We start from the raw sequence: 20,274 nt of genomic DNA on the forward strand, positions 1-20,274 counted from the left end.
CTGTTTATGAGAAGACATTCTTATTTGCTTGGAATACTCTGCAGCAGCGCACTCACACTGCATGCACAGTACAATAACAATCCGGGCTCCAACCATGGCAACCGCTTCGAGCAGCTGGGCACTATGCTACAGTCGCCCAACATGTACCGCTCCGCTTCAGGGGCGCCAGGGCCGAAATACTGGCAACAGCGTGCTGATTATGAGATCAATGCTGAATTGAACGATGCAGCACAACGACTCACCGGCGCTGAGACGGTTACATATTACAACAACTCTCCCGATCCGCTTACCTACCTCTGGTTGCAGCTCGACGAAAATGAGCATGATCCGAAAAGCGATAACCGCAGTTTTGATATCAGCAGGATTTCTGATAAAATGTCGCCAAAGGACATTGGTAACCTGTTGCCCCCTTCAGGTGATTTCGGTGTGAAGATTGCTAAGGTCACTGATGGAGATGGAAATGCGCTGCCTTACACTATCAACCAGACCATGATGCGCATCGATCTGCCCAAAACACTGATGCCCGGCGAGAAATACCGCTTTAAGGTGGAGTGGTCCTATCACCTCTCCAACCGGATGAAAGAGGGTGGTCGTGGCGGATACGAATATTTCCCGGAAGACAAAAACTACCTCTACACTATTACACAATGGTATCCCAGGCTGGCCGTCTATTCTGACTTCCAGGGATGGCAGAACAAACAGTTTACCGGACGTGGTGAGTTTGCGCTTACTTTCGGCAATTTTCGTGTGCGCATGACCGTGCCTGCCGATCACGTTGTTGGCGCCACCGGCGAATGTCAGAACTACAAAGAAATGCTGACACCTGCGCAGTTTCAGCGCTGGCAGCAGTCACAGCAAAGTAAGGAGCCTGTGGAAGTTGTTACGCTCGACGAAGCAAAGAAAGCTATACAGCAGAAATCTTCTGCACGCAAGACATGGGTGTATGAGGCGCAGAATGTCCGGGACTTTGCCCTGGTGTCTTCCCGCAGGCTGGTATGGGATGCTATGGCCGCCAATGTGGAAGGCAATAAGGTAATGGCGATGTCGTACTATGGTCCTGAAGCTTATCCGTTGTATCGCCGTTATTCCACTAAAGTGGTGGCACATACTGTGAAATCATATTCAAAGCATACTATTCCTTATCCTTATCCGGTGGCTATTTCCGTGGAAGCGGCGAATGGCATGGAATATCCCATGATCTGCTTCAACTACGGCCGTGCTGATAAAGACGGTACTTACTCAGAAGCTGTTAAAAACGGGATGATAGGAGTGATTACCCATGAAGTTGGACATAACTTCTTCCCGATGATTGTCAATTCAGATGAACGTCAGTGGTCATGGATGGATGAGGGACTTAACACCTTCTGCCAGTTTATGGCTGAACAGGAGTGGGACAGCAACTTCCCTTCTTCCCGTGGTCCTGCACATAAGATCGTGGATTATATGAAGATGCCGAAAGATCAGCTGGAGCCGATTATGACCAACTCAGAAAACATTATTGAGTTCGGACCGAATGCCTATGCGAAACCCGCCACCGCGCTGAATATACTCCGTGAAACAGTGATGGGCCGTGAGTTGTTCGACTTCTCCTTCCGTGAATATGCGCGTCGCTGGGCCTTTAAGCATCCTACACCGGCAGACTTCTTCCGTACGATGGAAGACGCCTCTGCTGTTGATCTGGATTGGTTCTGGCGTGGATGGTTCTTCGGTACAGAACCCGTAGATATTTCTCTCGACAGTGTAAAATGGTATCGTCTCAATGATAAAAACCCTGCTGAAACCAGTAAAAGTGCGAAAGCTACCTATGACAGGAATATGGATCACATTGCCCGTCAGCGCAATAAAGCGTCAGGTATGAAATACGTGGTGGATCAGGATACCAGCCTGCAGGATTTCTACAGTAAGTGGAACCGCTTTGAAGTAAGCAGTGAGGACAAAGCCGCTTATGATCAGCTCTATAGTGGTCTTACAGAAGATGAGAAAGCTATGTATGACAGCCATAAGAACTTCTATGAACTTACATTCTCTAACAAAGGCGGCCTGGTAATGCCACTGATCATTGAATGGACGTTCACAGATGGCACGAAAGAAACAGACCGTATTTCTGCCTATATCTGGCGGAAGAATGAAAACACGGTCACCAAAGTGTTTGCAAAGAGCAAAGCTGTAGCTTCCATCAAGCTGGATCCGCTGCGTGAGACTGCTGATATTGATGAGAACAACAACAGCTGGCCCCGTGAAGCGGCTCCGTCGAAGTTTGAAATGTTCAAAGCTTCCGGTGCTGTACGTGGCGCTTCTTCCGGGGATAATCCCATGAAGAAAGCGAACGCCGGCCAATAATATTTGCATGCAATAAGACGCCAGCGGCTATCATCATGTATGGTAGCCGCTGTATTTTTTCTGTTATCTTTAATTTAAAAACATGAGACCATCTGCCCTCCTTCTCTTCTTCTTTTTACTTATACAAGGTGCGCAGGCAGCGGATGTGGATACTATCAGCATTCCCAGTGCCGCCATGCGTCGAAGTTATAAGTGTGTGGTAGTTACGCCGGCATCCTATAAGAGCGGTACGCAACGTTATCCGGTGGTATATCTACTGCATGGTTATGCCGGCAATTATGCCAACTGGATTACCAAAGTACCTGCTATCAGAGAACTGGCAGATGCCTATCAATGTATGATCGTATGTCCTGATGGCGCTTTCGGCAGTTGGTACTTCGACAGCCCTATTGACAGCAATATGCGTTTTGAAACATATGTGGGCAAAGAGATTCCTGCGTATATCGATCAGCATTACCAAACCTTGCCGGACCGTGGGCACCGCGCTATAGCAGGACTGAGTATGGGTGGGCATGGCGCTCTGTATATTGCTATGCGCCACACCGACACATTTGGCGCGGCCGTTAGTATCAGCGGAGGAGTGGACTTAAGACCCTTCCCTAAAAATTGGGATATTGCTAAAAGATTAGGCCCTCCCGGTGAAAATGGCATTAACTGGAATGGTTACACAGTAATTGACCAGGCCGATCATCTAAAACCGGGAACACTAGCTATTTCTGTAGATTGTGGAGTGAAGGATTTTTTTGTAGATGTTAACCGTGAGTTGCACAAGAAATTATTGCAGCTGGATATCAGTCACGACTATACAGAACGGCCGGGTGGACACTCCTGGGAATACTGGGGCAACTCTATCCATTATCAGTTACTGTTCCTGCACCGTTTTTTCCAGCAATAGAAGGAAGCCATCAATAAAAAAGCCGTCCCGCGACCGGGACGGCTGTATCCATTTTACATGTGACCTAGTTGAATGCTAAGCGAAGTATTTTATTGCTTGTCCCACCAAACGCGGGTAGCGAAGTTGTTTGCACCTTGTTTGCCGATAGCGTCCTGATAGTTGGTAGCGTTGGAGCTGGCCTCTGTGGACGGATACAGCATTCTTCTCGGTATCTGACCGCCATTGTTATCGCCGGGATATACAACCGGTGTCAGCTTCGGATAATCTGTTCTTCTCCAGTTGCTCCATGCCTCATACCAGTCAAGGAAGCAGGTAGCCCAGTACTGGGTGTTGATTTGCTCCAGTGCTGTACCGGCATTGTAAGGATGTGCAGACAGGTAAGCGTTGATGTCTCCGTCAGAGATGGCAGCGCTTTGATCGTATTGCGCCAGCTGTTTCATCGCGCCGGTTACACCGTTCTTGTAGTGTGAAGCGGCGTCACCGTTTACGTTCCAGCCTTTCTGTGCAGCTTCAGCGAGCAGCAGCTCAGTCTGTGCATATGTTACCAGGAAGGTAGGACCGTTTAATTTCAGCCATACATCTTTCTGAATGGTAGAGTAGTTGGTGATGTTGCCAGGGAAACCGGGCGCGTTTTTGATGTCGTTGGCAGCGTTGTTCTCGTCATAGCCGTTAGGCATACCTATCTGGGCAGCAGGCGTTTTTACACCGGAAGACCTGATCTGGGCCAGGTACTGCAGCCTTGGGTCATTGTTGGATTTCAGGAAGTCTACCAGGGTTTTGCTGAGGTAAACGTTCCCTTTACCGATCGCATCCCATTCGCCGCTGAGGATATTGCTATTCCTGTTTACGGTATTACGACCGCCAGAAACATCGTGGATGATGTAGGCGTTATCATCATTGGAAGTAAAGGTGCCACCTGCAACGCCTTTTTCCACCCATGTTTTGGCCTGGTCCGGTGCTATTTTAGAGAGACGCATACCTATGCGTACCATCAGCGAGTAAGCCAGTTTCTTCCATTGTACCACGGAATTGTCTGCACCACGGTATATCAGGTCGCCAGTGCCGATTTTGTCTTTTGAAGGATCTAATGCTTTGGCGGCTTCGTCCAGTTCCTTCAGCATGTCTGCATAGATCTGTTGTTGCGGATCGTATACAGGCGTATTGGATTCGCCAGTGCCTGCCTGTGAATAAGGGATGGAACCATACAGGTCTGTAAGTCTTTGGAATATCAGTACACGTGCTATCCTGCCCACCTGGTAGAGGTTTGCGTAGATGGCTTTGTCTTTGGTGTTCTTAATCAGGTCTGCAATATATTTTACCTGGTTGCCATAGGCCATTGTAAAATAGCTGCTGGCAAAGCCATCGTTCCTGCTGTATTTGTCGCCACTGTACCAGCCTGTGGTTGAAGACAGCTGCTGGGTCATGAGGCTGCAGTAGATGATGTTTACGCGCCATGTTTCAAAACTGAAGTCGTGGTTGCCTGTGTATTCCAGCTCTGCGCGCGTGAGGTTGTAGATAGGGATGTTATTTTCAGGAAGGACCCTGTTGGTGTCCTTGTTCAGCTCTTCAAATTTTTTGGTACAGGAGGTCAGCAGGACTGCGGGTACCGCCAGTAGCGCAATATATTTTGATATTGATTTCATGATTCAGTGTTTAATAGTCAGCAATTACTCTCTTAGAATTTAACATTCAGGTTCAGGCCGATGGACCTTGTGGTAGGTACGCCTGCATATTCCAGTCCCTGTGCGTTGGAGTTGTTGTAAGAAGACTCCGGATCGATGTTGGGAGTATGTTTGGAGATATAGAACAGGTTTCTGCCCACCAGGGAAAGGCTTAAGCCACCGATCTTGTTGTTGAATGCGCTGGCAGGGAAATAGTAAGTTAAGCTTACAGAACGGAACTTGATGAAGTCTGCGTTATACACATGCAGTGCAGAGATGGCCTGTAATGCGCCATAGTACGTTTGTGCAGGTACTGTTTTGCTTACATCTTTGCCGTTTGCATCCACACCTTTCACGGTAACGCCGCCTTCTCTTCCGTTAAGTGTTTCTTTGTGCAGACCAAAGCCATATGACAGGGCATTGGTGCCAGAGTAGATTACACCACCACTTTTGAAGTCGATGAGGAAGGAGAGACCAAAGCGTTTGTAGTTGAATTCGTTGTTCCATCCACCAGAAGTTGGCGCTACACCTGTACCCATTGCTGTGAGTTTGCTATCTTGTTGTGGCAGGCCGTCGCTGTTCAGAATGAGATTGCCTTTGCTGTCTTTCAGGTAATCAAATGCCATTACCTGTGATACGGGCAATCCTACCACATGTTTGATAAAGGCGTTATCTGTTCTTGACTGGTCAATTTGCATATCTTCCTGTCCGGGAGCCAATTCAATCACCTTGTTGTTGTTTTTGGTGTAGTTGAAGGAGGTTGTCCATGTGAAGTCTTTTGTCTTCACAGGTACAACAGATACCAACAGTTCAATGCCTCTGTTTTCAATTTTACCAACATTCAGCAGTCGTCTTTCAAAGCCTGAAGCAATAGAAATAGTGCTGGCAACGATATCATTCAGCGTTTGCTTTTTATACCACGCAAAGTCGACGGTGACACGGTTTTTAAGGAATCCTAATTGTGCGCCTACTTCTACTTCTTTCACTTTCAGTGGTTCGAGGTTAGCGTTAGGGATCTCAACAGGGATGTCAGAAATAGGAGCATTGTTGATAGAACCCAGTGCGCCGTAGTAGAAATCTGTGGAGAAGATAGGAGCATCACCACCTACCTGTGAGTAGCCTGCGCGAACCTTACCGAGGTCCAGCCAGGGGAGCTGCAGGGTTTCAGAGAAGAGATAAGCTGCATTTACAGAAGGATAATTATAGGAGTTGTTTTTCACTGGCAGTGTACTGGACCAGTCGTTGCGGTCTGTTACGTTCAGGAATAATGTTCCCTTGTAAGACAGTTCCAGTGAACCATACACAGAGTGTACTTCTTTTCTGGGCGTCTGTATATCCACGTTTTTATTACCGGCGGTGCTGGGGTTGTAGATGTTGTTGTAAGCCAGGCCGTCTGCATTCATATCGATCCTTTTTCCTTCTTGTCTCATGAAGTTACCGCCGGCAGTGAATCCCAGGTTGAAGTCTTTCGCCAGTTTTTTGTTGATGCCGAGGAGGATGTCTGTGTTGAGCTCATTCATATTACGGGTAAGGTCCTGAACAAGTTTGCCGGTTGGCTTAAATGCAGTACCGGTAGGCCAGATGCTCTGTGCGTTGAATGCAAAGAAATCGTTGGCGATACGGCCTTGTACATACAACCAGTCAGTTGCCTGGTAGCGCAGGCTGGCCATACCCATTACCCTGTCTTTGTTGGTATAGTTGGTAAATTTTGCCGCAGCAAAGTAAGGGTTCGTGTTATACTGATTGGAGTTGAATTCTGTTTCTTTACCTGTCAGCGGGTCGTAGCCGGGAGCCAGCATATTGGCCCTTACGTTAGGCGGCAGGAACATGATAGCGAAGTTACCGTTACCGGGAGCATCGCTTACGTTGGAGCGGTTTGCGCGTTCTTTCACGTAGCTGAGGTTGGCCTGACCAGACCATTTGTCGTTCAATTTGTAAGTGAGGTCAATATTAGCGTTGCTGCGTTTGTAGTCGGCATTGGGATAAACAGACTTGTTACGCAGGTCACCGAGTGATACTCTGAAGGTAGTGTTTTCATTACCTCCGGAGAAAGCTACCGTATTACTCAGGGTGCTGCCTGTTTTGTAGAAGTCTTTGAAGTTATGCTGACTCTGTGCGGAATATGGATGTTGTTTGCCATCGAAGAAATAGGCGGGCTGACCATCCAACTTTTCACCCCATGACTGCATACCTGTGCTCATGGCAGAAGCGGCGTTGGTAGGTCTTGCACCTAATGTGCCCTGACCATAAGTATTCTGGAAGTCGCGGAAGTCATTTACCTGATCGATAGTGATGTTACTGTTTACTTCAATACCAATTCCTTTGCGAGCCTTACCAGATTTAGTGGTGATAAGGATAACACCGTTGATACCGCGTTGACCGTATAATGCCGCAGCAGCGCCACCTTTCAGCACTGTCATATCTTCGATGTCATCCGGGTTGATGCTGGATATACCATCGCCGTAATCAGCGCCGCCGTACCTTCCGGGATTACCCTGGTTGTCGTTGCTGATAGGCATACCGTTTACTACGTAAAGCGGTTGGTTATTGTATGATAAAGAGGAGTTACCACGGATGATCACGCGGGAAGAGCCACCAGGGCCTGTAGCAGGTGTGGCGCTGTTTACGCCGGCTACCTTTCCTACGAGTGCGTTAGCGACGTTGATTTCACGTGCCTGTGTAAAGTCGCTACCTTTTACTTTAGAAACAGCGTATCCTACGCTTTTCTCTTCTTTCTTGATACCGAGCGCTGTTACTACAAGTTCATTCAATCCTGTGGAACTTGTCTCAAGCTCGGCATTGACTTCTGCAGATGATCCTACTTTTATTTCCAGCGGTGCATAGCCTACAAACCTGAACACCAGTACATCTCCGGCTTTGGCTGCGAGATGGTACTTACCTTCAACATTAGCTTGTGTGCCTTTGCCGCTGCCTTTGATCACAACAGTTACGCCGGGAAGCGGATTGCCGCTTTTATCTTTTACGATTCCGTGAACTTCCTGTTGCTGGAAATTTGCGTGCCATGCGGTGGAACGGGCCGCAGTAGCAGCTGTTGCTGCGTAGGCATTTGCTGTAAGCATGGTACTGAATGCCAGACCGGCGCCAACGCATACTTTCATAAGGCGTAGGTTGTTTTTCATAACTTGCCTGTTTTAGAGTTTTGATTGATATAAAATAATTCCCGTTCAGAAGAACTATGTTCGCCTGTCAATAAAAGTGAACCGCCAGAATACTGTCGTATCTTGAATTACAGCCTCTTTGTCAGGTGAGTTTTTCGTTTCAACGTGTGTCTATTGGCTTAGCTGGTTCTGTGACAGGAGAGTAGTCGTGTGATTAGGATATTAGTACTATTTGAATGATAAATTTTTGTGAAATTATTTTGACGGTGCGAAAAGCGGGGAGTTTATGAGTGTGTTTAATGCTGCATGGAGAATAATTACTTCATTCATTCTACTTAAACAGCAGCTTTCTTTATTAATGTAAAAGAATGAAATAGAAATGCCGGCCCTGAACAGGACCGGCTTCTTTTTTATGCACGCGATTCAAAATAAGACCTTAATTAGTGAGCCACATCCCACCAGAGGCGGGTACCACCTAAATCCTTGGGAGTACTTAAAGTAGTGATGGCTTTTTCTACGGCGGCGCCATTTACAGCGTATTCATTGCCGGGAAATACTGCCCTGCGAATGAAATCCTCCGTACTGATAGTATTGTTACTATTATTGATAATCACCGGGAACAGTTTGGGATAGCCTGTGCGGCGGAATTCCGACCATGCTTCCTGTCCTTCGGGGAATACAGCAATCCATTTCTGTGTTACGATACGCTCAATCTTGGCTTCCTGTGATGCGGCATCATCCCATTTGATAGTGATGGCGCTAAGGTGTGAGCCTCCTGTAACATCATTCTGGCCAGGAGTGATGGCTTTTGGATCGATATATGGTTTAGGTTTGGACGTAGCGTCGTTGATATAAGCATCAGCTTTGCTGCCGAGTTTATATTGCTCAAACGACTGTCTGATACCGTTGTTGTAATTGTTTTGTGCGCTACCGGCGCCGGTCCATCCGCGTACAGCTGCTTCAGCTCTGAGGAACCATGTTTCTGCAGCGGTCATCAGTTGCAGTTTGCTTTCCAGCGGCGCCAGGGCGGAGTAACCGAGGTAGCGGTCCTTGGCGTCAATATTGATACCGTTTCGGATACCTTTGAAAGTTCCTGTTACAGCGGGATCTGTGGCTTTGAGAAAGTACTTGTCAAGGCGAGGGTCGTTGTATCCGCCCATGATTGATTCCACGGGTGCACCCATACGTGTATCGCCCCATGATGCGCTGATGGTATTCAGTGGATGAGTGGTTGAACCGATATTCACGAGGAAGTTATCATCTGGTGTTTCCAGCAGTCCGCCTGCATCAGATAACGCTGCTTCACCTTCTGCTTTAGCTTTGGCTGCATCGATATTGGAGATGCGGATAGCCAGGCGGAGACGCAGACTGTTGGCTAGTTTCAGCCATTCTGCGTATTTGCCGTTATAGACGAGATCGGATTTGGCAAACAATACGCTGGCAGGTTTATCCTTAATCGGGTTCAGAATTCCGATGGCTTCTTTCAGGTCAGCGAAGAAGGCATAATAGGCATCCTTCTGGCTGTCGAAGTCAATACCGCCCTGCGCATTGGGCTGATTATATTTAGTGTAGATGATAGGTCCGAAGATGTCGCTGATGCGATGCATGCCTTCAACCTGGAGGATCTTGGCCATTGCATACGTCTCAGGGAATTTCTCTTTGGAGAACAGTCCTGCCTTAATGCATGGGTTCATCACGTTATAGTAGGCGGTAGTCCAGGAAGCAGTGATCCAGCCATCGATGAGGTTGTAGTTGGTATTGTTGATGTTGCCGCCAAATGGTGTGGGAGGCATCATGTAACCACTGAACACATCACCCAGCAGGTTTTGCTGCAACTGGAAGGTAGGTACTGGCTGATAGAGGTAAATGCTACGCTGTGCCTGTTGCAGCTGTGCAGCTACGATGGCAAAATCGGCTTCCAGGTCTTTATCTGTTGATCCGTAGGGATCTTTGTTCAGCTCTTCAAAATCTTTGGTACAGCTGCTGAAGCTGAGTGCTGCTGCGGTCAGCATCAGGTAGCCTGTTCTTTTAAATGCTTTATAATAATTCATAAGTCATTTTTTAAGTTGTTCTGAATGGAATTAGAGCGCACATTTCAGGTTGATACCGAAACTGCGGGTAGCAGGTAACCCAAATACATCTACACCCTGTACGCCGTTGCCAGTGCTCATGCTCAGCTCAGGATCATACGGTGCATTTTTGGAGAAGAAGAAAAGGTTACGTCCTACGAGTCCAACTTTCAGATCTTTGATAATGCCGGGGCGCAGCGGGATAGTGTACCCGATGGCCAGTTCACGCAGACGGATGTTGGTGGCGTCGTACATGTAGTATTCTGTGATACCTGCACGGCCGCCTACTGCGCCGAAGAACACATCAGCGGGGATTTTGCCGGCAAATTTACCGCCGCTTGCCTTAGTGGCTGCAATCTCTACGCCGCCATTGTCGCGGGCATTGGCTGTGGTTTTGGATACACCATATTCATCCAGCATGGCTTGTGTAATGCTCATTACTTTGCCGCCGAAACGGCCGTCAATCAGTACATTGAAGGTGAACTGTTTCCAGTTGATGGTGTTGCTCCAGCCCAGCAGGAACTTAGGTGTAGGATTACCCAGGTATTGCAGCGGGCCGGTTTGTGCGATTGGTTTGCCATTGTCGTTCACGAGGATGGAACCATCGTCTGCACGTTTGAATTTCACACCGTAGATATCTCCGAAAGAGCTTCCTTCATGGAGTTTCAGTGCATAGCTGTTTACGTTATCACCTTTGGGGGTGATGGTATAGTCACCTTTCAGTTGCGGCGCCAATTCAATCAACTTGTTCCTATTGTGGGTGAAGTTGAAGTTGGTCTGCCAGGTCAGGTTTTTCTGTTTGATAACCTGATAGCCGAGTGTAGCTTCAATACCTGTGTTCAGCACGTTACCCGCATTTACGTAAGCATTCGGATAGAGATATCCTGCTGAGATAGGGAAGTCGAAGTACTGATCTTTGGTATGTGAGCTATACCAGGTAAAATCGAAGTTCAGGCGGCTGTCGAGGAATCTCCACTCAGTACCGACTTCAATCGAGGTGGTCATCTCAGGCTTCAGTGGTTGTCCGAGATAAGGACCTGAAGTATTGGAGGTGAGCTGACCGGATCTAATGGTGTTAACAGGCAATGTAACGAAAGGCTGCACATCGTTACCTACTTTGGCGTATGATACGCGTACTTTGGAGTAATCTACAAATTTGGGCAGTTTAACGAGGTCGCTGAGGATGGTGTTCAGACCGGCTGAATAATACAGGTAACCTTTTTTGGCATTAGGTGTATAAGCCAGGGTGGAAGACCAGTCGTTACGCGCGGTCAGATCCAGGAATACCTTTTCGCTCAGGTTAAAACCTACAGTACCGAATACAGATTGCAGCTGTCGTCTTACGCCGGTGTTGTAAATTTTTGCAGCCGGGTTCAGGTTGATGTTGCCGATATGAAACTGATTGGCAAAAGCCAGGTCAGCATCTTTTGAGTCTGCGAAGTTGCGGTCCTGTTTCAGATCTGTGATACTGGTACCTGCAGTAAAGTTGAAGCCGATCTTTTCAGAGAGTTTGGTATTACCCAACACGAGGAGGTCGCCATAGTATTGTGTGCTGGAAAGATAGTCATAGGTATAGCGACCATTATTGTCTGCAATGGTGGTTTGTGTACCTGCGTTGGCTTTCAGTTCATATTTATCCCATGATTTGTTCACATTGCCGCGGGCCTGTATACTTAACCAGTCATTAATTGCATATCGTAAAGAGAGGGAAGAGATAAGGTTGTCTTTTCTGTTTTCAGTGACGTTTCTGTTGAGTATCCAGTAAGGATTCTGCTGAGAGTCCTGTCCTGGTAATCCTTTGTCGTAGTTCTGTATCCACCAGTCCTGCAGGAACATGTTACGGGTAGGAGAGAAGTACTCGTAATTATTTTTATATTGATTAAAATCGAGTCCGCGAGGGAACAGGTATACACCGGTGATGGCATTATAGTACAAACCTGAAGAAGGACGGTTGTGTGCGTTCTGTGTAGTCATCAGGATGTTCGCATCTACTGTTAGTTTATCATTCAGGAACTTTGCGGTTTCGCGGAAGTTAGCGGTATGCTGCCCGTATTTAGTAGTTGGTACAACACCTTTGTTGGTGATATTAGAGTAGGAGAAGTAGGTCTGTGCTTTCTCTGTGCCGCCGGAAACGTTAATGGCATTGATCCAGGTGGTACCGGTACGGAAGAAGTCTTTTACATGGTCAGGACTGCTTCCTTTATCTCCCCAGCTATACAGGTTGCCTGTTCCGGGAGATTGTTTGTAGCTGTATTGCAGTTCAGGGCGGTATGCAGCCTGATCAACTGTAAAGTCGGAGGAGAAGTTGATTTTTGTTTGTCCCGATTTTCCTTTTTTAGTGGTGATCATGATAACGCCGTTGGCGGCCTGGCTACCGTAAAGAGCAGATGCGGACGCGCCTTTCAGTACGTTCACACTTTCAATATCATCCGGGTTGATGGTGCTGAGGATGTCGCCACCGTCACGGCCGGCTGAGTTGGAGTTGGGGCCACCGGACTGTCCCCAGAGATCGCTGGGCTGTGCGGCCGTGAAGTTTACGATGGGAATACCGTCAATTACGTACAGTGGCTGGTTTTCACGGATAGATTTCTGTCCGCGCAGCACTACACGTGCAGAACCGCCCACACCGGAAGCGCTTCTGTTGATTTGCAGACCTGCTACTTTTCCGGATAATGAGTTGAGCACGTTGGTCTCTTTTACTACGGAAAGGTCTGCACCTTTTATTTGTTGGGTTGAGTAGGTGAGGTCTTTGGCTTTACGCTGTATACCCAGTGCTGTTACCACCAGTTCATTCAAGCCTTTTACATTTTCGTCGAGTACGGCGTTCACAGTTGTGCCACCGCCCACGCTCTGTTCTTTTACGGCAAAGCCTACAGAGCTGAATACAAGTATATCACCTGCTTTGGCATTGATGTGATAAATACCTTCAGCGTTGGTTTGTGTTCCTTTGCTGGTTCCTTTTATTTGTATTGTAACGCCTGGTAACGGATTGCCTTTCCCATCGCGTACAGTACCGGTTATTTCTTTATCCTGTAAGATACTGCGAACGGTGACAGTTGGCGAATAGGGACCGGCAGCCTTCGCATAAGCATGTACTGCTGTTATGGAAGTGAGCGCCATTCCTGTTACGGCACACACCTTCATAAGGCGTAGGTTTGTTTTCATACTTGCCTTTTTATTGGTTAATAATGGAATTTATATCTGTTGCTAATTTTGGTTTTGAATCGGTTTATGTTTTTAAATGCGCGCATGATATCATATGCCAAAGACGGGCCCTTAGCATGGTAAGACCAGCTTTTCATAACTTTAAATCATATTAAACGGGTAGCAGTTAGTTGGCTACAGAAAAGGTGTCGTGCGAGAATTACAATAGTACTATTACAGCAGTAAATATTTTATTATTTTTTTATTTAGGTATGTAGGTATTTAAAAATGCAGCGGAGATAAACATATGTTATAACTTTTAAAAACAATGCCGATCTCCGCTGCATTTTTAAATACCTACATACCTAAATAAAAAAATAATAAAATAAACTTCATTTCAGGTCCCACCAGAGTGGAGTTCCGCCGTTATCGGGGCCTTTAAGAGATTTTTTTGCTTCTTCGACTGCTTTGGGGTTCGTAATGTATTCTATCTGTGGTAGTGGCAGGCGACGGATGAATTTTTCCGTAGAAATGGTATTGTTGCTATTATTAACCACTACAGGAAATAGTTTAGGATAACCGGTTCGGCGGAATTCGCTCCAGGCTTCTTGTCCTTCGGGGAACATTGCAATCCATTTCTGGGTGATGATACGTTCGAGCTTTTCTTCCTGTGCAGCGCCTTCTTCCCACTTAATAGTGATGGTGCTGAGGTGGCGATTCCCTGCGGGTACGTTGTTTTCACTATTACGTGGATCCACATACGGGTTAGCTTTCAGTGTGCTGTTTTGAAGATAGTCATTAACATTAGGAAGACCATATTGTTCAAATGAAGCAGCTACTCCATGGCTATAGTTCTCTTCTGCGTTACCGGCGCCTCTCCAGCCATACAGGGCTGCTTCTGCTTTCAGGAACCAGGCTTCGGGGACTGTCATAAAAGTGATTTTCTTGTCGAGTTTTACGATAGGAGAGTAGCCGGAGTATTGCTCTTTGGCGGAGATCCTGATACCCTGACGTATACCATGATACTCATTGGCTCCATTCACCGGTACAAAATATTTAGGCAGGCGGGGATCTTTGTAGCCTGTCAGTATTGATTCCATGGGTGCGCTCATCCGCAGGTCCGCCCAGGTGTAGCACATAATATTGAGCGGATTTGTCACGGGGGATATATCTACCGCAAAAATATCATCCTTATCTCTCAGCAGTCCCATTGGATGATTCAATGCGGCCTCTCCTTCCAGCTGTGCCTTTTGTTTGTCAACGCCTGAAATGCGGATAGCCAGCCTCAAGCGCAGTGTGTTGGCAAACCGTATCCATTTGGTATAATTGCCTTTGTAAACCAGATCAAACTGCTGGATACGTTCTGCAGCATGCTTGTTTACGGAATCTGTCAATAACGTGATGGCACTGTCAAGATCGCTGAAGAAATTATAATATGCCTTTTGCTGTGTGTCATAATCCACACCTTTATCGGCATTGAGCTTGCCATACTGGCTGTATATTATAGGCCCGTAAATATCACTGATGCGATGTAATGCTTCCACTTTCAGGATCTGTGCCCATGCATAGAAATCGGGATATTTGTTCCGCGCTTTGTCCTGCGCAAATTTGCACGATTTCATCACGTTGCTATACGTAACATTCCAGGGATGGTTGTTCCAGTAGAAGATCAGCCCGTAGTTGGAATTGTTGTTGTTGCCTTCGAAAGGCGTAGGCGTCATGGTGTATCCGCCGAATATATCGGCGTTGAGATTTTGTTGTAATTGCGCCGTGGGGGGATCGTTATAGATAAGAAGGTTGAGTTGGGCCTGCGACAAAGGCTCGCCCATTAGCCGGTAATCGGCACTCAGTTCTTCTTCCGTAAAATCATACGGATTCGTATTCAGGTCTTCAAACTTCCTGGTACAGGCGCTTCCCAGCAATATCGCTGTGAGGGTCAGCCATGCTATGTTTTTACGCTGTTTCATGGATCATGTTTTTATATTCCCAATCTCAGGTTGATGCCCATGCTTCTAACCTGAGGCAATCCAAATACATCTACGCCCTGCAGTCCGTTGCCTGATCCCATGGACACTTCCGGATCGAACGGTGCATGCAGTTCAAAAAAGAAAAGGTTTCTACCGACTACACCAACACGCATATTACGCAACCATTTCCACTTCAGTGGAATGCGGTAGCTGAGGCTCAGTTCCCGCAGGCGTATGTTGGTGGCGCTGTACATGTACATCTCACCGATACCGGCTCTGCTGCCCACGGCAGTGTAGTAAGCCTGGGCATCCATTTTCCCCGGGAAGGAACTTCCGTCGTCTCTTACAGCATTAATTACTACGCCTCCGTTATCTCTCGCTCTGGCAGTTGTTTCGCTTACGCCATACCAGTCCAGCACGGCTTGCGTTACGCTCATCACCTTTCCTCCGAAACGGCCGTCTATTAAGAAACTGAGGTTGATATTTTTATAGTCAAAGCTGTTATTCCATCCTAATGTGAAATCGGGGTTGGGGTTACCCACTTTCTTGGAAAGGGTGTGCACCTGCAGCCGGCCCTGGTCATCTATACGGTATTGTCCCTTTTCATTGGTAATCAGTTCCTTGTTGGTATAGATATCTCCCCAGGAGCCGCCTTCCTGGATAAAAGAGCCAAACATATTCACACCAAAATCAGTCAGTACAAACATATTGCTGGAGTCGGCACCGGATATGGCAGCATTGCTGAGTGTAACCACCTTGTTTTTGTTGGTGGCGAAGTTGATGGTACTTGTCCAGTTGAATGCTCTGTTTCGTATAGGTATAGCTGTTAGCGTAACTTCCCAGCCCTGGTTCTGGATGTTACCCATGTTCAGGTAATATATGTTATACCCTGATCCGCGAGGGGCGGGCACTTCCATATATTGTTTATAGTTGTTGTTTTTGTAAAAGGTAAGATCTGCACTTACCCGATTTTTGAACAGCCGCATTTCGAGGCCGGCTTCAATGGAGCGGTTGTCTTCTGGTTGCAGATATACGTTTGGGTAAGGTGTGCGTTGATTCAGTACTACGCGGGATACGCCTGCGACCTGTTGCATATTGAAAGCAGAAGGTTTGGAGGCGTAACTGGCAATATCATTTCCTACCTTTGCATAGGAAAGGCGGGAACGCAGGAAGTCAAAAGGTTTCGGCATTTTGAACATATCGCTCCATATCAGCGACAATCCGGCTGAGTAGTAAAAATATCCCTTACCGGCTGTGGGTGTAAATGCAAACGTGCTGGACCAGTCGTTGCGTGCGGTAACGTCCAGGAAAACGTTGTTGTTGATGCCTATCTGCAGGTTAGAAAACAATGCCTGCAGCTGTTTCTGTTCCACATGATGTTGTGCATCCATCGAAGAAGGACTGATATTGGAAACAGAGAATTTGTTGGGATAGACGAGACCGGGTTCTGCATTGGGATTGGAACCATTGTAGGTGCGCTCATGCGCTTTGATGTCTGTGATGCTGGCGCCGATATTCCCGGCGAGATACAGCCATTTGTTGATCTTCGCGCTGGCATTAGCCATGAGATCGGAATAGAGTTGTGTGTTGAATTCCTTTTCTACAGTGTATCTTCCATTGCTGCCGGCCAGTACTATCTGGGTGCCGGCATATGCTTCCAGTTCATATTGATCCAGTGATTTATCAAAGCTGGTACGGCTCTTGAAGGAAAGCCAGTTGTTGAGCTGGTAGGTGAGGGAGAGCGTTGCCATGCCCCTGTAGCGGGAGTCTATGCGGAGGTTACGGCGTAGCGCCCATTCAGGATTTTGTTGATCGTCCTGACCTATCCATCTTTTATCATAACGGATGTCCCACCAGTTCTGCATATACAGACCCCGTTCAAGGTCATAGTATTCGAAATGTTTTTTATAGTAATCGAAATCCTGTCCTCTTGGAAAAACGTACAATCCGGATATTGAACTATAATACAATCCAGATGAGAGGCGGTTATTGGCTTTTTGTGCGAGGAATGAAACGGTGGCATCCATCAGCAGTTTATCGTTCAGCAGTTTCAGTGTTTCACGGAAATTGACTGTATGACGATCAAATCTGGAGGTAGGCAGAATGCCGGTATTAGTGGTGTTGGCATAGGAGAAATAGCTTTGCGCAGTTTCAGTACCGCCACTGAAGGAAATTGTGTTGGTCCAGGTGGTGCCGGTATTGTAATAATTTTTTACATGATCGGGTGCATGTACGGGATTGCCCCAGCTACCGAGAGATCCGGGTTGTGGCTTGCCGGAACTGTCTGTGTCGGGTGTAATAGTCTGACCGTAGCGATATTGCAGTTTGGGCAGCAGCATTGGTTTTTCGATGGTGAAGTCGGAAGACACATCTAGTTTACTTTTGCCAGCCCTGCCTTTTTTTGTGGTGATAAGAATAACGCCGTTGGCTGCCTGGCTACCATACAAAGCTGCGGCGGATGCGCCTTTCAGGATGCTGATGCTTTCGATGTCATCAGGGTTGATGTTGGAAATACCGTCACCGCCATCGCGACCGCCTGCACCAATGATGTTGTTGGCTTGTCCCCATACGTCTACGGGCTGGGCGGGTGTATAGTTGGCATAGGGTACGCCGTCCACGATATACAGTGGTTGATTTTCGCGGGTTGATTTATTGCCGCGCAGTACTACACGCACAGAGCCAGCTATGCCGGAGGCATTGCGGGTGATGGTCATGCCGGCAGTTTTCCCGCTGAGCGAGTTGATGAAGTTGGCATCTTTAGCGAGTGATACATCATCTCCGTCAAGTTGTTGCGTGGAGTAGGGCAGCTCGCGTGCTTTTTTCTGCAGGCCAAGGGCGGTTACCACCAGTTCGCTGAGCGCTTTGATGTTTTCGCGCAGCACCACATTCATTTCATTTCCGGTACCTATATTCATCTCGCGGGTGATAAATCCGATGGAGCTGAATACCAATACGTCGCCGGGGCCGGCTATAATGCTGAATCCTGCTTCAGCATTTGATTGCGTGCCTTTGGTTGTATTTTTTATTTGTATGGTAACTCCTGGAAGCGGCGTGCCTTTACTGTCGCGTACTGTTCCCGTTATTTCTCTTTCGAGTGAAATGTGATTTACCAGGTTAACAGCAGATGATTTACCGTTTTCATCTGCTGTGCCTACAATGATTTTGTTACTGATACGGGTGAACTTCAATCCGGTCTGAGCTGTCAGCATCGCCAGGACCTCATCAACGGGTGTTTTAAAGCAGGTCAGCGTTACCTTTTTCTTCAGGTTAAGATCAGTTTTATCGTAGTGGAAGTTAAGCCCGGTTTTAACGGAAATTTCTGTCATTACATCTTCCAGGTTCTTATTTTTTACCTGAATGGTAATTTCTATGGTGCCTGGTGGCCCCTGTTCCAGCTTCATCCCACTTGTCATGGTATTCAGGCTTCCGGCCAGAAGAAGTGTCAGCATTAACCCCAGGGATACAAACCATTTCAATGGGCATGGTCTTACCCTCATATGAGCCAATTTAGTTTTTGTTTACGAGATATACTGTATCCTTTTTGATAGTGTAAGAAAGTGATGTCGCGATGCAAATAATATCCATCACATCTTTCAGGCTTTCATTGCGGAAGAAGCCTGTGTAATTCCATTCAGTTTTATTGCTTTGGTTGATAACGGTTACGCCGAAACGGTTTTCGATGCCATTCACGATCTCGTTATAGGACGCGTCTTTAAATACCAGGTATCCTTGTTTCCAGCCTGATACATCTTCGGGTTTTGCAAAGGATGTTTTTATGAGGCTGAGCTGCTGGCGGTCGAAGCTGATCTGTTCGCTGGGCAGGAGCACCAATGAAGATGCTTTGCTGTTGGCGGCGTTGAGCTGATCTACTTTTACTTTACCGGTAAGCAATGCTACAGTTACTTTGTTTTCAGTAGTATAGGCCCTGATATTGAAGGTGGTGCCGAGCGCGGTAGTGGCCAGATCAGTAGTGCGTACCACGAAGCTGCGGCCCGGGTCGGGTGCGGCATCGAAGAAGGCTTCACCTTCTTCCAGGTAGATACTGCGCTCAGTGTTACTGAAATGTTCCGGGTAGCGTAATTTGCTGCCGGAGTTAAGGACGATGGAGCTACCGTCCTGGAGGTGGATGGTGTCTTTCACCGTACGGGGTGTGGTGATTTCCACGAAACCGTCTTTAATGATGCGGGTTGTTGTGGTAGAAGCGGCAGCCAGTTGCGTATTGCCGGTGGCTTCATTTGTTGGTGTATGTTGTTGTAACCAGATGATACCTGCTGCAACGAGCAGTACGGCTGCCACAGCTGCTGCGGCATACCAGCGGCGCAAATAGCGCACAGGTGTGCGGGGTGCTATTTGTTCATCTATCCTGGACTTTATATCGCTGAGTTGAAGGTTAAGCTCTCTGTCGTTTGTAATGGTGGACTGATGCTGGTTGATGCGGTCAAACCATTGTTCTACCATCTCAGCTTCCTCTGGTGTGCAGATTCCCTGATTGTATCGTTCCAGCAATATTTTTATCTGTTCTAAGTCCACCTGATAGTATTTTGAATTAAGTAAGTCGTAATAACGTGGAAAAGGTACTATTCGAGATCATGAATTTCCGGGCTAAAAACTGAAGAAGCTGAAAGTCAGTATCATTAAAAGGATGATTAATGACTGGGCGTAATTGCTGCGCAATATTTTCAGTGCCTTGGTGATCTGGTTTTTTACGGTTTGCTGGGATAATCCCAGATGGGCGGAGATCTGTTCTATGGAGAGATTTTCAAATCTGCTCAGCATAAATATTTCTTTCATGCGGTCGGGCAGGTGGTTGATAGCCTCAAACAGGTCCTGGGTCCTGCTTTTATTGTCTACCGTGTCTATGATGGAATGTGGCTGTGCATCGAAGTGTTCGATGAGTTGCTGCAGGTACTTGCGGTAGGTAGCATTTTTACGGTATATATCGATGATCTTGTGACGGGCTGCCTGGAACAGATAGGACTTCAGTGATTCCTGTAATACGAGGGAATGTCTTTTTTCCCAGAGGGAAATAAACAGGTCCTGAAGCACGTCCTTACTGATTTCCCCGGCGTCCAGCTTGCT

General features: G+C 47.2%; 10 protein-coding genes. 2 read left to right on the top strand and 8 right to left on the bottom strand.

The features are described from left to right. Window positions 1-6 precede the first annotated feature (6 nt). Both VM802_RS22325 and VM802_RS22330 read left to right on the top strand, forming a co-directional pair. Entirely contained in the window at window positions 7-2,340 is a 2,334-nt protein-coding gene (locus VM802_RS22325; protein ID WP_325534743.1) for a M1 family aminopeptidase, read from the top strand. Window positions 2,341-2,422: 82 nt separating this feature from the next. Beyond that, complete coding sequence (locus VM802_RS22330; protein ID WP_325534745.1) at window positions 2,423-3,235, top strand: alpha/beta hydrolase; 813 nt, start codon at window positions 2,423-2,425, stop codon at window positions 3,233-3,235. Between the two features lie 89 nt (window positions 3,236-3,324). On the opposite strand, the gene VM802_RS22335 is transcribed toward VM802_RS22330, so the two are convergent. The 8 genes from VM802_RS22335 to VM802_RS22370 form a co-directional block, all read right to left on the bottom strand. Continuing rightward, window positions 3,325-4,878 carry a SusD/RagB family nutrient-binding outer membrane lipoprotein gene (locus VM802_RS22335; RefSeq protein WP_325534747.1) on the bottom strand — a complete coding sequence of 518 codons (1,554 nt, stop codon included), beginning with the start codon at window positions 4,876-4,878 and terminating at the stop codon, window positions 3,325-3,327. A gap of 32 nt (window positions 4,879-4,910) precedes the next feature. Beyond that, the gene (locus tag VM802_RS22340; protein ID WP_325534749.1) at window positions 4,911-8,036 is read right to left on the bottom strand and encodes a SusC/RagA family TonB-linked outer membrane protein; all 3,126 of its coding nucleotides are present in this window, start codon (window positions 8,034-8,036) and stop codon (window positions 4,911-4,913) included. A gap of 419 nt (window positions 8,037-8,455) precedes the next feature. Next, the gene (locus VM802_RS22345; protein WP_325534751.1) at window positions 8,456-10,066 is read right to left on the bottom strand and encodes a SusD/RagB family nutrient-binding outer membrane lipoprotein; all 1,611 of its coding nucleotides are present in this window, start codon (window positions 10,064-10,066) and stop codon (window positions 8,456-8,458) included. A 30-nt stretch (window positions 10,067-10,096) separates the two neighbouring features. Continuing rightward, window positions 10,097-13,249, bottom strand: a complete 3,153-nt coding sequence (locus VM802_RS22350) for a SusC/RagA family TonB-linked outer membrane protein (protein WP_325534753.1) — start codon at window positions 13,247-13,249, stop codon at window positions 10,097-10,099. Between the two features lie 371 nt (window positions 13,250-13,620). Next, window positions 13,621-15,195, bottom strand: a complete 1,575-nt coding sequence (locus tag VM802_RS22355; RefSeq protein ID WP_325534755.1) for a SusD/RagB family nutrient-binding outer membrane lipoprotein — start codon at window positions 15,193-15,195, stop codon at window positions 13,621-13,623. Between the two features lie 11 nt (window positions 15,196-15,206). Next, entirely contained in the window at window positions 15,207-18,692 is a 3,486-nt protein-coding gene (locus VM802_RS22360; RefSeq protein ID WP_325534757.1) for a SusC/RagA family TonB-linked outer membrane protein, read from the bottom strand. A gap of 10 nt (window positions 18,693-18,702) precedes the next feature. Next, window positions 18,703-19,725, bottom strand: a complete 1,023-nt coding sequence (locus tag VM802_RS22365) for a FecR family protein (RefSeq protein ID WP_325534759.1) — start codon at window positions 19,723-19,725, stop codon at window positions 18,703-18,705. Window positions 19,726-19,797: 72 nt separating this feature from the next. Next, a partial coding sequence (locus VM802_RS22370) for an RNA polymerase sigma factor (RefSeq protein ID WP_325534761.1) occupies window positions 19,798-20,274 on the bottom strand: 477 nt, incomplete at its 5' end.

The organism is Chitinophaga sp. (assembly GCF_035538455.1).
Classification (GTDB): Bacteria; Bacteroidota; Bacteroidia; order Chitinophagales; family Chitinophagaceae; genus Chitinophaga.